Annotated in this window: 15 protein-coding genes; 9 read left to right on the top strand and 6 right to left on the bottom strand. The window is 57.0% G+C overall.

Features of this window, described 5'->3' with window-relative positions; translation table 11 throughout:
- Position 1: 1 nt before the first annotated feature.
- A complete protein-coding gene (locus AAF739_17410) occupies positions 2–1,012 on the top strand; it encodes a patatin-like phospholipase family protein (protein MEM6384451.1) in 1,011 nt (336 codons plus the stop codon).
- A gap of 13 nt (positions 1,013–1,025) precedes the next feature.
- On the opposite strand, the gene AAF739_17405 is transcribed toward AAF739_17410, so the two are convergent.
- Positions 1,026–1,457, bottom strand: a complete 432-nt coding sequence (locus AAF739_17405) for a CBS domain-containing protein (protein MEM6384450.1) — start codon at positions 1,455–1,457, stop codon at positions 1,026–1,028.
- Positions 1,458–1,688: 231 nt separating this feature from the next.
- Complete coding sequence (locus AAF739_17400; protein MEM6384449.1) at positions 1,689–2,525, bottom strand: rhomboid family intramembrane serine protease; 837 nt, start codon at positions 2,523–2,525, stop codon at positions 1,689–1,691.
- A gap of 454 nt (positions 2,526–2,979) precedes the next feature.
- Here AAF739_17400 and AAF739_17395 point away from each other — a divergent pair, with 454 nt between their 5' ends.
- The 3 genes from AAF739_17395 (at position 2,980) to AAF739_17385 (ending at position 5,253) form a co-directional block, all read left to right on the top strand.
- On the top strand, positions 2,980–3,672 hold the full coding sequence (locus AAF739_17395; GenBank protein ID MEM6384448.1) for a PAS domain-containing protein: 693 nt from the start codon (positions 2,980–2,982) through the stop codon (positions 3,670–3,672).
- 114 nt (positions 3,673–3,786) lie between these two features.
- Complete coding sequence (locus AAF739_17390; GenBank protein ID MEM6384447.1) at positions 3,787–4,383, top strand: PilZ domain-containing protein; 597 nt, start codon at positions 3,787–3,789, stop codon at positions 4,381–4,383.
- A 294-nt stretch (positions 4,384–4,677) separates the two neighbouring features.
- The gene (locus AAF739_17385; protein MEM6384446.1) at positions 4,678–5,253 is read left to right on the top strand and encodes a transglutaminase-like cysteine peptidase; all 576 of its coding nucleotides are present in this window, start codon (positions 4,678–4,680) and stop codon (positions 5,251–5,253) included.
- A gap of 235 nt (positions 5,254–5,488) precedes the next feature.
- Here AAF739_17385 and AAF739_17380 read toward each other — a convergent pair whose 3' ends face one another.
- Positions 5,489–5,836, bottom strand: coding sequence for a hypothetical protein (locus AAF739_17380; protein MEM6384445.1), 348 nt, complete (start codon positions 5,834–5,836; stop codon positions 5,489–5,491).
- A 257-nt stretch (positions 5,837–6,093) separates the two neighbouring features.
- Between AAF739_17380 and AAF739_17375 the strand changes: the two genes are divergently transcribed.
- From AAF739_17375 to AAF739_17365, 3 genes are all read left to right on the top strand, one after another.
- The gene (locus tag AAF739_17375; GenBank protein MEM6384444.1) at positions 6,094–6,714 is read left to right on the top strand and encodes a hypothetical protein; all 621 of its coding nucleotides are present in this window, start codon (positions 6,094–6,096) and stop codon (positions 6,712–6,714) included.
- Positions 6,715–6,734: 20 nt separating this feature from the next.
- A complete protein-coding gene (locus tag AAF739_17370) occupies positions 6,735–8,423 on the top strand; it encodes a methyl-accepting chemotaxis protein (protein MEM6384443.1) in 1,689 nt (562 codons plus the stop codon).
- Positions 8,424–8,642: 219 nt separating this feature from the next.
- On the top strand, positions 8,643–9,557 hold the full coding sequence (locus AAF739_17365) for a DMT family transporter (protein ID MEM6384442.1): 915 nt from the start codon (positions 8,643–8,645) through the stop codon (positions 9,555–9,557).
- Positions 9,558–9,732: 175 nt separating this feature from the next.
- Here the strand turns inward: AAF739_17365 and AAF739_17360 are convergent, their stop codons facing one another.
- Positions 9,733–10,434 (bottom strand): substrate-binding domain-containing protein, encoded by a 702-nt coding sequence (locus AAF739_17360; GenBank protein MEM6384441.1) that lies wholly within the window; start codon positions 10,432–10,434, stop codon positions 9,733–9,735.
- A 240-nt stretch (positions 10,435–10,674) separates the two neighbouring features.
- Positions 10,675–11,757, bottom strand: a complete 1,083-nt coding sequence (locus AAF739_17355; protein MEM6384440.1) for a hypothetical protein — start codon at positions 11,755–11,757, stop codon at positions 10,675–10,677.
- A 49-nt stretch (positions 11,758–11,806) separates the two neighbouring features.
- On the opposite strand from AAF739_17355, the gene AAF739_17350 reads away from it, so the two are divergent.
- Positions 11,807–12,271: a hypothetical protein gene (locus AAF739_17350; GenBank protein ID MEM6384439.1), complete on the top strand. Its 465-nt coding sequence runs from the start codon at positions 11,807–11,809 to the stop codon at positions 12,269–12,271.
- Between the two features lie 121 nt (positions 12,272–12,392).
- Here AAF739_17350 and AAF739_17345 read toward each other — a convergent pair whose 3' ends face one another.
- On the bottom strand, positions 12,393–12,635 hold the full coding sequence (locus tag AAF739_17345) for a hypothetical protein (GenBank protein ID MEM6384438.1): 243 nt from the start codon (positions 12,633–12,635) through the stop codon (positions 12,393–12,395).
- 439 nt (positions 12,636–13,074) lie between these two features.
- Here AAF739_17345 and AAF739_17340 point away from each other — a divergent pair, with 439 nt between their 5' ends.
- The gene (locus AAF739_17340) at positions 13,075–13,422 is read left to right on the top strand and encodes a hypothetical protein (GenBank protein ID MEM6384437.1); all 348 of its coding nucleotides are present in this window, start codon (positions 13,075–13,077) and stop codon (positions 13,420–13,422) included.
- Positions 13,423–13,526 lie beyond the last annotated feature (104 nt).

Genomic DNA, 13,526 nt, shown 5'->3' with positions numbered 1-13,526 from the left:
CGTGAGCACGGACGATCTGAATGATCCGCAACCCAGAGCGGCTCGACCGATCAGCCCTGGGCTGAAGTCCGACGGCACCCCGACGATTGGCCTTGCGCTCGGCGGAGGTGCAGCGCGCGGTTGGGCGCATATCGGCGTTTTGCAGGCGCTCGATGATGCAGGCATACGCCCCGATGTCATCGCGGGCACGTCAATTGGCGCGCTTGTTGGTGGGGCTTACGCCGCTGGAAAGTTGGACACACTACGCGCCTATGTCAGCAAGCTGACGCCTCGAAAGGTATTTGGGCTTGCGGACCTGTCGCTGTTTTCGAGCGGCTTGGTCACAGGCAAGAAGATTGATCGGGTATTGCTGAGCCACTTCGAGGGCATGCGCATCGAAACACTGCCCACGCGCTGCGTGTTTATCGCGACAGAATTAGCAACGGGTCATGAGATCTGGCTACGGCGCGGTGAACTTACGCAGCTTATGAAGGCCTCGTTCGCCCTACCGGGACTGTTCAAGCCCGTTGCGCTCAACGGCCGTGCACTGGTCGATGGAGCGCTGGTCAATCCAGTTCCGGTATCGGTATGTCGGGCATATGGCGCGCGCCTTGTCATCGCGGTGAGCCTCAGTCCGGAGAACCGTCCGCACGGTGCAGTCGTGCCAGATCTTCGCGACCCGTTCGCCGATGATGACGAAGACGATGGGCTCTTGGATCTTCTCGATTTGCCAGGCAAGCGCCAACCGGTCGAACGCGCGATACGACATCAATTGGGCAGCTTTACTCAAAAGCCTCGCGGTTTGCTCGCTGTCATGATGCAGTCTTTCACCATCATTCAGGACCGCATGACCCGCTCGCGCTTGGCAGGCGATCCGCCTGATGTCTCCATTGAACCGTTTATCGGCGACGTTGGACTGTTTGATTTTCACCTTGCCGAGCAAGCGATCGCAGCCGGACGCGCAGCGGCTGAACGAGCGCTTGACGACATCGCGCACATGACCGGCCGGCTAAGTCTGAGCCCCAAGCAATAGCTCGCCTACTGGCTTAGTTCGAGGAAATGTAATCGCGAAGAGCGTCGGCCTCACGTTGCACTTCACTGATCCGCGCGGCGACCACATCCCCGATCGAAATGATGCCATCCAGCTTGCCGTTCTTCACGACCGGCAGGTGGCGAAATCGGCCAGCTGTCATCTTCTCCATCAAGTCGTGCGTCGACTCGCATGCCTCACAGCTGACAACCGATTTTGTCATGAACTCCGAAACAGCCTGATCGAGGACACTGCCGCCATTGCGAGCCAGCGACCGGACGATATCACGCTCCGAAACGATACCGACCACGCTGTTATTATCGGACGTCACCACGATGGCGCCGATGTTTCGCTCTGCCAGAAGTTCCATGATTTCAATCATCAGCGTACCCGGAGATGCGGTCGCTACCTCATGGCCTTTTTCGGCCAACAATGCACTGACTTGCATTGCTACCTCCCTTTTTCGACGTTCCACCCCACTCGCCCATCCCGTAGGCGGCACGCGCTTTATTATATTGTATGCTTTGTTCTGCGTGCAGCATGATCATGCGCCATTTTTTGCTACCTGCGCAAGACAGGTGAAAAGACGGCTAACGATAGGCCGCGTTAATCTGAGATCACCCGGCGCGTTCAGTGCCCAATCGGGTACGCGATCATCACCTAGTCGATGACAACAATGCTACTGGCGATCACCACTAGAACGCGGCGCGCTGGGCGCCGCCGGATCAATTGAGGGGAAGGCCAGGAAACCGGCAACAAAGCCGCCGATATGGGCTTGCCAGGCGATGCTGCTGCCGTCGGCGACCCCTGGCATGGAGACTGCGCCAAAAACCACATTGGTCGCGATCACCATCCCGGCGAACATCAGAACGGTTGGATTGCTCCATAGATCGCGCAATGGCTGCAGCGGCCTCCGGCCAACGATCTCCGGGTAACGTAGAGCGATAAACATACCTCGGTCGCGCGGATCGAACACAAAACGCAGCGCGCCACCCATGATTGCCGAGACACCCGCAGAAATGCCGACGAGCGGCGAAACGCTGCCCCAGAAGATGACAAGGTGTGTCAGTCCGCCGACAAGCACGCCAACTGCCAGCAGCAAAACAAATCGCGCATCGCCCAGCCGCCGGACGACAGGTGCACCGAACGTGATCAACCACAGGGCGTTGACGCCCAGATGCAGCCAATCACCATGCAGAAGGCCATACGTCAGTAAGGTCCCGAACCCGAACCATTGCGGACCATAGAAAAATGCGGCCTGCACCTCTGGCGAGGTTGTGAGCCGGGCTGGAAAAAACGCCATGTTTAGAAACAGGCTCGCCGCCTGCTCATCCGGACCCATGGTGACGAACAGATGGATCGCCGCCAAAACGCCCACAATGATCAGCAGAAGGGACGGAACATTAAATGCGGGCTCATGCTGTTTGGGACGTTGAAGCCCTCGCCGGTGCCCATTCTCCGGATCGTTATCGGGACGTTCGGGCTGCCCATCGTCAGGTCGATAAGGATCTTTCATGCGAATCCAGTTGAAAGCGGCCCACAGAATTGAGCATGCGGAGGCTAGCGCATCGACTGCTGGCGGGGAACCGGCACACAGCCGCGCAACGTGCGACATATGGAGATAGTTTTGGGTAACCGGTAGGCTGGCCAAAAAAAACCGCCGGCCTCAGGCCAGCGGTTTTCATCCCCGTATCTCATCCCATCCCCTGATGGTTCTCGGTTGGTCGGCTGGGCCGTCTGGAAGGCGCAGTAAACGGACCGAAACTGAATTCGAGGCAGCGTGTGTATGAGTGTTAATGTACGGGCGCGTTGTTTTTTGGGCAATCCAAACACCACGTTAACCTTAATCGATGTGAGGCACTGCATCGCCGGGCGATCCGTGCTTTTTACGCTCCACCGCAGGGCCCAAGGCCGTGTATCATTTCAAAACATCGGCCAGAATATCGGCATTGACTGTTGGGCGTTTTTTTATGAAATCTGCAAGTGCGAAGCGGCTTTATTCCTATTGGCAGGAGCTGCGCGGAGAGCGCCCTGCCCCTGAGCGCCGGGACATTGAACCGTCTGCGATAAAGTCGCTGCTCAGCGACATCTTCATTCTCGAGCATGAAGCCGCCGAGCAATTTTCCTTTCGCCTTGCCGGTTCATCTCTGTGCGGCGCCTACTGCCGGGAACTGAAAGGCCGATCCTTCCGCCAGTTCTGGAAAGATGAAGACCTCGAGCCAATCGACACCACGCTTCTGGCGATCCGGGAAGAGGCCGCGGCTAGCGTTATCGCATTTGAGGCCGTCAACTCGCGCAGCCAGTCAGTTGGGTACGAGATGCTATTGTTGCCGCTGCGCTATGGTGGTGCCGATTACCCTCGCATCCTCGGCGTCGCGACCCCTGTAGACCAGCCCTACTGGTTAGGTGTCCACCCGATCATGCGTCACCAGGTTACCTCGATGCGCCTCGTCTGGCCCGACGAACAACCTGCCTTCATGCGCCAGGCGGTCAATGACGATCTACTCGTGGACGCCGATGGCGACGGAAACATCATCGCCCATCCCGCAGCAAGCTGGCAGGGTAGCGACTTTGGCGTGCGCATGCGGGCATCAGGGCGTATTGGCGCGTCGGTCGAAAAGCGTCGCTCGGCGTTTCGCGTCATCGATGGCGGACGTTCCTAAAAGGCTTTCGCCAAAAAAAATCGGCAGACTTAGATTTACTGCCGTCACGTTTAGGGCACATTTACTTTAGGCGTTGCATGGTTAGGCGGTTAGCCAATCAAGACGCGTGTCCAGATGAACGCCAACCGCCTTGCCGTCGCGACATCTCAAGCTGCTGATCGACGCCGCTTCCAGCGGGTTGCAGTCGATCTGTTGGGCCGCTTTATGTTGCCAAATCTGCAAGAGTATCCTTGCCAAATTCTCGACATGTCGCCAGGCGGCGCAGCACTCATTTCACCGGTCAACGCAGAGATCGGCCAGCGCGTCATTGCTTACATTGATCACATTGGGCGCATTGAGGGTCATGTGGCTCGCCCTATTGATGGTGGGTTTGCAATGTCGATTCAAACGTCAGCACGTAAGCGCGATAAAATGGCATCGCAGCTAACTTACCTCGCGAACAAGGACCTGCTGAACCTTCCCGAAGATCGTCGGCACGAACGGCAGGTGGTTGAGAACCCGTACTCGAAGCTCATCATGTCGGATGGCCGGAGCTATCCGTGCTCGGTGCTCGACATATCACTGTCCGGCGCTGCGGTACGCACCTCCGTGCGCCCATCTATCGGCACCATGGTCCAGCTTGGAAACATGCGCGCCAAGGTGGTTCGTCACATAGACGAGGGCGTTGCACTCGAGTTCGCCACTGTGCGCGCAGAGCCGCCCGCCTTCTAAGCGCCATACTTCCCGGACAACCTTTCCCTTTCCATGGTTCCCGCGCGTCGGAGAGCGCAGAGGGTGCATTTCATTGTCGGCACCTTGGCGTTGGAGCGCGCCTGCGAGCGAATAATGTTCGCGTTACGAACCTTTTTTCTGGGTCGCAAACGGGCGAAATATCATTATATTTCAATCGCTAACGTGAAAGTCGATAAAATTTGAATCAAACTTGATTCAAAGCCTCTTTTTTCGTCCAACAGCCGAGTAAAGCGCACTCGCTAGGACTCTCACCTTGAAGGTGGAGGGGTCCTAATGAAGGTAATACTGAGTTTGTTCGCCGGCGCGCTGTCGCTGGCCTTAAGTGCGCAAGCCGCGCAGGCAGATCATCCGTTTATGGCAGTCTTGGGCGCGACCAGCGCTCCTATAGGCTATGTCGAGCTGTGTCAGCGCGATCCGTCATTTTGTGTGCAGCGCACCAGCAACCCGACAATCGTGTCGCTCGACGACCGCTCATGGCGTGAGCTGCTGGATATCAATTCCTATGTCAATCGCACGGTCTTGCCGGTCACAGACGCTGATCTGTACGGGCGCATCGAGGTTTGGACGATGCCATCGGGTCTTGGCGATTGCGAAGACTATGTTTTGATGAAGCGCGCCATGCTGATCGAACGCGGATGGCCCGCCTCATCGCTACTGATTACGGTCGTGCGCGAACGAAACGGCGAGGGTCACGCTGTTTTGACTGTTCGCACCGATCGCGGCGATCTGATCCTCGACAACCAGGAAGCGGATATCCTGCGCTGGGATCAGACCCAATACACCTACATCAAGCGGCAGTCGGAGTTCGATGAAACGGTTTGGGCCGCAATCGAAGATGGCCGTGTCTGACGCGGTTCGCCGCCATGGCTGCAGCATCTCGCGAACGTGCCCGGCCCCACTTGCTGGCCGCAGTGCCCGGAAGCGAGCTGCCAACTGACGCAATACCGCAGGTTCGAAAAACGCGCGTTTGCAGAACCTGCAAGGGATGCTGATCTGGTCTCATCCCCACCCTCCCCGTCCCCAAAGATCGGGTCAGCATAGGGTCGGCGCGCAAGCGCCGGCCCTTTTTGCTTGGCTTTGATCTTTAAGCTTGGCGCGGCGAAGCCGCGCAGGCAACGAAAAACGACACCTCCAGCTTTGACGATAAAGAAGCCTCTGGTTGGGAAATGCGCCCGGAGATCAGAGTGTGGAGCGTCGCCCGCAAATCTTTCAACCGATCGATCGGTCTTGGACCTTTGAGGTCGATCAGGAGGGCAGTAATAATAAATGCGATAGCGATCAGTGGTGGCAGCCGAAGACTGAGGCAGAGCATAGCGACCACAAGCGTCAGCTCGATAGGATGGGCGCGGTACCGCGCACGCAAAGTCCAACTCGTTAGCCGCCGACGCTTGATGAGGTCATCGATAAAGGACTCTTTCTCCACGTCACTCATTGCGAGAAAGGCCGACGATATCGGATCGTGAAGGTTCGATCGTGCTACATGGCGCTGGTGGCGACGTGACGGGTCCGGATGCGCTCGTTTGCACGTCTTGTTTTACGTGGAGCTAAGGCACTCACCTACAAGCATCTCCATGATGCTTGAAACTGACCTTACGTTACTGTGACATCTAGACCAAAGATGACGTCATTAAGTATCTGCTAACGTAAATACACGTACTTAACCTTCCCTAGATCCTATGGAGGTTGGGTATGAAGAAGTTAGCTAAGTTCCTGTCGTACGGCGCTTTTCTTGGTGCCTTTACGGCAACAGGTGCTGCCAATGCCCAAGGCGTCGCACCCGACCCGCAGCGTCTGATTACACCCGCCTTCATCGAACAGACGCGGGAGTGGCTAGCCAATCCGATTGTTGGCCTGATGGTGAGCGCCCAGTCACAACGGCATGCGGGCCTCTTACAAGCTGATATCGACGCTCTCGATCAGCAGTGGCGCGCTGAGCGAGAACTTGATGACCAACCCCTAATCTCAGCGACCTTATCAACGCCACTTTCGAGCTACCTGACGCGAATCCAGGCGGGCGCGCTCGGCCTCTACACCGAGATGTTCATCGTCGATTCCAAAGGCCTAAACGTCGGGCAGAGCGCCATCACCGGTGATTATTGGCAAGGCGACGAAGCGAAATTCACCAATACCTTCAACGTCGGACCGGACGCCGTCTTCATCGACGAAGCCGAGTGGGATGATGGTTGGCAAATCTGGCGCGCCCAGCTCAACTTGAGCATCCCGAGCGAAGACGGCACGCGGGCAATCGGTGCCGCAACAATCGAAATCAATCTCACGGAACTCCAGCGGCGTGCTCGCACCGGCAGCTAATCTGGTCTGAGGAAAAGGTAATGTTGAACTCTCTTTCTGTCACAAAAAAAGGCGCCTTTGCGTTCCTCGTGCTTGCCATGGTGGCCGGTGCCGCCAGCCTTCTGACCTTCCAAAGCATCAGCCAGGGCCGCGATGCGGTCATTGCCATGGATGAAGCCAACAGCCTTGTTGCTGACGTTCAAGCTGTGCGGGCTGATATTTTGGACCAGGTTAGGGCGTCCAGATCATTCGTGCTGACAGGCGACCAGGCCCAGCGGACATACGCTGCGCAGGCGGCGACTGAAATTGCCACAAGCCTCAATGCTGTGCAGCGGCGCGCAGCGCAATTCGATGGCCCCTATGCATCGCACATCGAGGCGATCCGATCCGCCTGGTCTGCATGGTGGCAGGAGCATACCCAAGCGCAGTTCGCCTTCATGCGTGATCCACTGACCGTTGATATGGCGCGCGCGATGGAAGCTACAGGTGCGGGCGATCAGCGTATCGACGACGTGTTATCTGCGTTCGAAGCGCTGGGTGTTGATGCCGCGGCACGTAGCGAACGCATGTTCCAGATGAAGTCTGCTGCTCTCAATCGCGCAACGCTTGCATCGATCGCTGGCGGCGCGGCCGTGTTTGCATTGGCCGTGCTGTTTGGCTTCCTGAACTTCAAACTCATCTCCGCCCCGCTTTCTCGCCTGTCAGAGGCGACCGAAAGGCTTGCGTCTGGGGATACCGCGCAAGACGTTCGCTTCGGTGATCGTAGTGATGAGATTGGCGCATTGGCTAAAGCTCTGGATACCTTCCGGGCCAACATGATCAGAACACAACACCTTGAAGCTGAAGCCAATCAGTCGCGCGAAGAGGCGGACAATCAACGCCGCACGATGCTCAACGAGCTTGCGTCGCGCTTTGAAGCCACAGTCCTTTCAACAACCGATGCGATGATTGCAGACCTTGGGCAACTTGGCGGATCAGCTAGCGAGCTCTCCAGGATCGCCAATTCGACATCTGATAAATCAGCAGACGTCGCACAGGCCTCGGAACATGCGACGAGCAACGTAAACACGGTTGCCAGTGCCACCGAAGAGCTGACGGCCTCTATCGCGGAGTTGAACCAGCAGGTCCATGGCGTCTCGACAGCATCGAACGAGGCGGCTCAAGGGGTCGAGCGCTCGAACGCCTCCGTTGAACAACTCAGCCAGGTCGTTGAGCGTATTGGGGATGTGACGAAGCTGATCACAGATATCGCCGAGCAGACCAACCTCCTTGCGCTCAACGCAACGATTGAGGCCGCGCGCGCTGGTGAAGCAGGTAAAGGGTTTGCTGTCGTCGCCACCGAGGTGAAAGCCTTGGCGGAGCAGACCGGCAAAGCGACCGAGGAGATCGATCGTCAAATATCGGAGATGAAAAGCGCGGCCGATGAATCGATCTCTGCCACCGCATCTGTCGCTGAGATGGTCAACGGCATCGCGGAGCGTACCTCCGCTATGGCGGCGGCAACCGAACAGCAGAATGCTGCGACCGCCGAGATCGCGCGCAACATCAATGAAGCTGCCGACGGCACGACTACTGTGACGAGTGCGATGGACGAGATGCGCCAGGATGCAACGCATACCGGCGAGATGAGCACGCAGATGTCGTCTGCCCTTGCAACACTGAACGATCGATCCGCCGAAATGCGCGCCGCCATGAACGATTTCCTCCAGAAGGTCCGCCAAGCGGCTTAGTGCTCTGTTGTCATCGGGACGCCAGAAACGCCATCAAGAAAGAGTGTGCTGACGAGGCCCTTCCGCGGGGTTTCGACAAAGGCGAGTGGATTGTGGAAGGTCCAGCGGGGTTGCATCTGTGTGGGTGTAGGGGAGCTTCCTTGACATCTGAGAAGCAACACATAGGCTCAACTGGCCTCTAAGCACAGGGATCAGGGCTTGCATCCAAAGGAGCGAGCCTTGGCACAGCCTTACCCGACCAGTCATGCGCGAAGCGGCTCACCGAACAGTGCAACACTTTGGGTGGTGCTGTTGGGAATAGGGCTGGCGTGGGGGCTTTCGGCACCGATCGGCAAGCACGCTGTTTCGAGCGGTCACCATGCGTTGGTGGTGGCATTTTGGAACGTTGCCACCGCTGCACTCTCCGTGACGGCGATTGCTGCTGTCACGAAGCGTAGGCTGGTCCTGACCGCAGCGACGGTTCGCTTCTTCCTGGTCTGCGGCTTGCTCGGTCGGGCGGCCCCCATAACGCTTGCTTACATCGCCTTCGATCGATTGCCGGTTGGCATCGTTGTCATATTGATCTCGACGACCCCGCTGCTCACACTGCTGACGGCGGCCTTGGTGAAGATTGATGCCCTCGATACCCGCAAGCTGTCCGGGCTTCTGTTTGGGCTGATTGCAGTCTCGGCAATCCTCATGCCCGGAACCGGTGGGGACATCGGTGCGTCTCCGGCGTTGCTCCTCGTCCCCCTCATCATCGCGTTATCGTACGCACTGGAGGGCACGTTCATCAAAAGCCAAAAGCCCGACGCACTCGACCCGATTGGCATGGTGCTCGGCTCAACCTGGGCTGCGGTACTGATGCTCTTGCCCATCGCTCTTTTTCGCACCGATTGGTTCATCTTTTCATCGCTTACAAGTGTTGAGCTAGCGGTTGTCGGTGGCGCCGTTCTTCACCTGTTTGGGTATCTCGCCTTCGTCTGGCTGATCGGTCAGGCTGGTCCGGTGTTCACATCGCAAGTCGGTTACATCGTGACTGTAGCGGGCGTTGGGTTCGGCGTAGCCTTTTATGGGGAAACCTACCCAATCAGCGTGTGGCTGGCCCTCATCCTTTTAATTGCAGGTTTGACACTCGTTCGACCGAGACCCTGACCGCCGCTTAGACGAGCCCCCTTCGACGCGCCAAAAGGGACCGCTTGTGCAGTTTCCAAAAAGGGGTTGGTTTTGCAGAAATTAGCGACACAGCGAACATCCGCGTGGAACGCGTACCGACATGTGCTGCGAACAAAGCGAAAGACGGCGCTATAGAAACGCCACGCTTGGGCGGTCAGAAGCGCATCAGCCCAAGCGCCTGCAACTGTGTGTTGCGTTCATTCGACATCAGCCAGCTTGCAAGCAGAGACGCTCCAGCGCATGCCTTCGGGTGACAACACAGCGCAAGGTCGACATGAACCTCCAGCTCCCACGGGCAGATCACAACGGAATGGACGCCTTGGATGGGCGCTATGTTCGTCAGCGGAAGAACGGCAAGATCGACCCCGCCAGCGATGAGCTGCCGCATCGGCTCGCCCCCTTTCATGGGGATCACCTTGTCTCGCATATCATCGGTCAGCTTCAGACGATCCAACAGCCGCGCGAAGGTCCCCCCGCTCGTACCAGCACCTGTAACACCGATCCGCTTTGACCGACGAAGCACTTCTGAAATCCCGGCTTCATCGCCGACTGCTGCCCCGCCCTCGCCTTCGCCCCGTGCACCAAACGCCAGAGGCGAGCGGCCGATGGTTCGTATTGGTCCGCGGGCATCGTGGGCGATTTCTTCCAAATGCCAAGGGTTCGACGCTGCAATGGACCAAGGCGCTCCGCTCCGGATGAAGCCTGGCACCTCCGGGTTCAGCATGATCGACAGGTCCAACCGGTAGCCCGTTGAGCGCTCGAACTCTGAGCCAATGCTCGTGATGACATCAAGCAAAGCCACAGGTGTCACAAAGCGGATGACGGCGTTCACGTCGGCTTTTGCGCGTTTGATCATGGAAGCAGTATCGTAGCCGCGGGCGTTCTGAGCAAGCAGACGCCAATGGCCGGGCGCTGCAGGCCCGCTTTGCTCGACAGACGCTGTCCACCGAGTCCGAGGGCAACTCTGAGATAAACGTTCCCAAAACGCCCGTTGACGGAGTTTCCATAAAGGTACGTTTTTGGAGCGTTTCGTGCCCCAATACCTTGTCTTCTCGTCAAGAGGCTGAGGACCAATGCAAGGCTAGAAAGGAGCGGCCTAACGGGACTTCGCGAGCTCTCTATCGAGAAAATCAATTCTTGAACGAACGGCCGCGTTTTGATCGTTCTTGAGCTCAACACATACGCGGGTCATATCTGGGGTTAATCTGTCTCGACGGCTGACCAAGAAGTCAGCCAAAACTCGGCGAACAGTCGATGACTTATCGGCACAGCCGGCTGACAGAGCTCGGCCCAACTCAAACTCGACATGCACCGCTCGGCTCTTAAATGATGGCGCGCGACGAGAAATGCCAAGTGCCTTATTCAACCACTCACGACGATAACCAACTAACCATTGCGCACGGCCCATAAGGAGTGTCTCAAGAGCGATGGCGCGCACAACGGGGAGATGAGCGGTGAACGCGAGTTTCTCAAGACTACTATCTAGGTCAGGATGTTTCAAAAGTAGGCGCAGCACCGCACCTACTTTCCCGCCGCGCTGAGCCAGGAGCTTTGACTTCAACTCGCATAGCACATGCTGTTGATAGATGCTTTCCCTAACGACCGATGCCGCTTGCTCATCCCATCTTCGAAAAAGGGTCATCTGAGGAATCAGGAAGAACGCGCTCTCCGCAATGGTCTCAGGATTGGCTTCACTGAGCTGGTTTTCAGCGTACCGCTTCGCTGCGTCACGAACCTGCGGAACCCAGTCATTAAGGCGATAAACCACCGCCACAAACTCAAACGGGCAGAGCGGTGGTGAAGACAGTGCATCCAACGCTGCTTGTCTTGCATAGCCATTTCCGTGAAACGTCAGCAACCAAGCTAAGTCCGGTTCGGCGTCGAGGGCAGTCTCCCAGCCTTCTTGCTGGACAGCAGATACTGGATCGAGGCTTGCGCCTAGGGAGGTGTCCCCGCGCCAGCCCACATGGAGTTGCGCGACATCTCTGAGCTCATCAGCGGCCCGAGGCATTGATGCGGCGGGCAGACTGCATAACAGTTTTCTGTAGTCAGATACTGGCTTCGAAGGGATACTCTTCTTCTGCAGAGCAATCCCTAAGGAGCGTACTATCCGTTGGACTTCTTCCGGAAGGACGGTCGTTTTCCGTCGCGTGTAGAGGTCGGTGTAGAGTTGTGCCAAGACCGGTCGCTTTCCCGCAAAGTGGTCCACCCAAACAGCGGTTCGAAGCATGTGGAAGCGCCCTACCGATCACTCAAGTGAGGCAAAAGCGCTCTTTGAGAGCGTTGCAGTGGATCTGCGGCTGGAAATTGTTCCCGACAAAAGGGCGCCAGTTGATTTGGCCATGAATTTTCCCGCCCAACCTAGACTGGTAGCAAACGTTTGGGTTGCACTACAAAATCAGGACGAGCTCTCTCTGCAGATAGACGGTGTGGCATTTTCTTTCTTTCCGTTTGAGACGGCAAAAGTTCACTTCGACAAGACATTACGAAGCGTCCTGAGCGGTGACTATCGCCTGGTGACCTGGCACCGGACACAATCCGGCCCTCCTTTCCGAGGGGAGCTCCAAAAGCCGGGTATCGAGGAGTGGATCACGGTCGCGACATGGTCGAACGGTATGGGCCTATTTGCTTTTCCAGCTGTGACGCGCGTTCGTAGGGAACGGTTTCTAAATCAGACGCAATCTCCGAAATGAGGGCGGATTTGCAATCAACCTGCCAAAAACGACCGTTATTGGAGTTTCCAAAAAGGTACGTTATTGCCGCATTTTGCGGTGCGGCGAACACCCGCTTTGAGCCCTAATCTGACCATTGGGACTAGTCTTTTTTCGTTTTGGGTTGCCAACCAAAACGGGCGTCTACTTCACCACGCTTCGCCTTTTGGACGCTTCTAACCCAATCATCCCAAGCCGCCGGATCGAACGTACCACCGTCAGGCAGCAAACTGATTTCGCCCAACACGGTCCCGATTTCACCAGGCCCGAATCGTTGGAAATGAATCTCCAGAAATGCAAGCATTGCGAGGAATGCCTGCTGCGTTGTGAGGTTGTCGTCTTCCATACTTGTATCGTTATCAAACGAAAGCGCCAAACTCCAACGGCCGCTTAGTCCGCATAGCCCACGTTCGCCGCTTTCCGAAAACCCCTACCCAAAATACCCGTGCCAAAAACGTTAGGTTTTGGATGGTTTCGGGCCTAGATGCCTGGCTACCGAATTTTGCGCTCAAGAGTTTTCGTATGCTTGTCGCGCAGCGCATATCCGAGAGACGGCAAGTTTCGTTGCTTGGGGTACCGGGATTAGATAGTGGCCATCAAAGCGTGCAATTTCAGTCGAAGGTCTTGGAGGGCCTATGGAGCTCCACGCCAAATATTTACCACCCGAGATCGTCTCTCGCGGATCGCTTCGGGGCCGCGAGTACGCATGGCCGCTCAATGACATCCCAAAGGTGATACATGCTGCGCAAAGAGCGAACCTATTGAACCTCGGTGGCCAACTTCAGATGAGAATGCGGCCCGGAACCTGCGAGGCCTACTGGCTTAACGTAGACACCTTCGACAGTTCGATGATCGAGGAACCGTGGCAGAAAAAGGTCGCCCGAATAGCGCGAGAAGCACTGGAATGGTTCCAATCGTTGCAAGAGAGCTTGGATCTCGCCACCGAGGGACGCAAAGCATGCCGCGATGAAGACTTCCAGAGGCATTTAGCAGCGGGGGGTGATCTCGATGAGGCGCTCTGTTTTGTATGGTATCTGATGGACCAGAAGGAGTGGTCGCACTTGTTTCACAAACAGCGCGGTCAGACCGAGAGAGGTGACGGGACCCCGGTGGCGCAGCCACCTGCTATGTAATCATGGCGTTGCTCTCGATGGAAGGCTGATCTGGCTGGAGTTTCCACACAGCGGAGGCTAGATCAGCGGGCACTATCGCTTCCGGGGCCGGCGATCGGTAACCT

The organism is Pseudomonadota bacterium, from assembly GCA_039024915.1.
In the GTDB taxonomy this organism is placed as follows: domain Bacteria; phylum Pseudomonadota; class Alphaproteobacteria; order Rhizobiales; family MH13; genus MH13.
This window is presented reverse-complemented; position numbering and strand designations above follow the sequence as displayed.

Bases quoted from the DNA above. Each gene is read 5' to 3' on its own strand.
- AAF739_17405 (MEM6384450.1), bottom strand. From the start codon at position 1,457: ATGCAAGTCAGTGCATTGTTGGCCGAAAAAGGCCATGAGGTAGCGACC.
- AAF739_17400 (MEM6384449.1), bottom strand. From the start codon at position 2,525: ATGAAAGATCCTTATCGACCTGACGATGGGCAGCCCGAACGTCCCGAT.
- AAF739_17395 (MEM6384448.1), top strand. From the start codon at position 2,980: ATGAAATCTGCAAGTGCGAAGCGGCTTTATTCCTATTGGCAGGAGCTG.
- AAF739_17390 (MEM6384447.1), top strand. From the start codon at position 3,787: ATGAACGCCAACCGCCTTGCCGTCGCGACATCTCAAGCTGCTGATCGA.
- AAF739_17385 (MEM6384446.1), top strand. From the start codon at position 4,678: ATGAAGGTAATACTGAGTTTGTTCGCCGGCGCGCTGTCGCTGGCCTTA.
- AAF739_17380 (MEM6384445.1), bottom strand. From the start codon at position 5,836: ATGAGTGACGTGGAGAAAGAGTCCTTTATCGATGACCTCATCAAGCGT.
- AAF739_17375 (MEM6384444.1), top strand. From the start codon at position 6,094: ATGAAGAAGTTAGCTAAGTTCCTGTCGTACGGCGCTTTTCTTGGTGCC.
- AAF739_17370 (MEM6384443.1), top strand. From the start codon at position 6,735: ATGTTGAACTCTCTTTCTGTCACAAAAAAAGGCGCCTTTGCGTTCCTC.
- AAF739_17360 (MEM6384441.1), bottom strand. From the start codon at position 10,434: ATGATCAAACGCGCAAAAGCCGACGTGAACGCCGTCATCCGCTTTGTG.
- AAF739_17350 (MEM6384439.1), top strand. From the start codon at position 11,807: ATGTGGAAGCGCCCTACCGATCACTCAAGTGAGGCAAAAGCGCTCTTT.
- AAF739_17345 (MEM6384438.1), bottom strand. From the start codon at position 12,635: ATGGAAGACGACAACCTCACAACGCAGCAGGCATTCCTCGCAATGCTT.
- AAF739_17340 (MEM6384437.1), top strand. From the start codon at position 13,075: ATGAGAATGCGGCCCGGAACCTGCGAGGCCTACTGGCTTAACGTAGAC.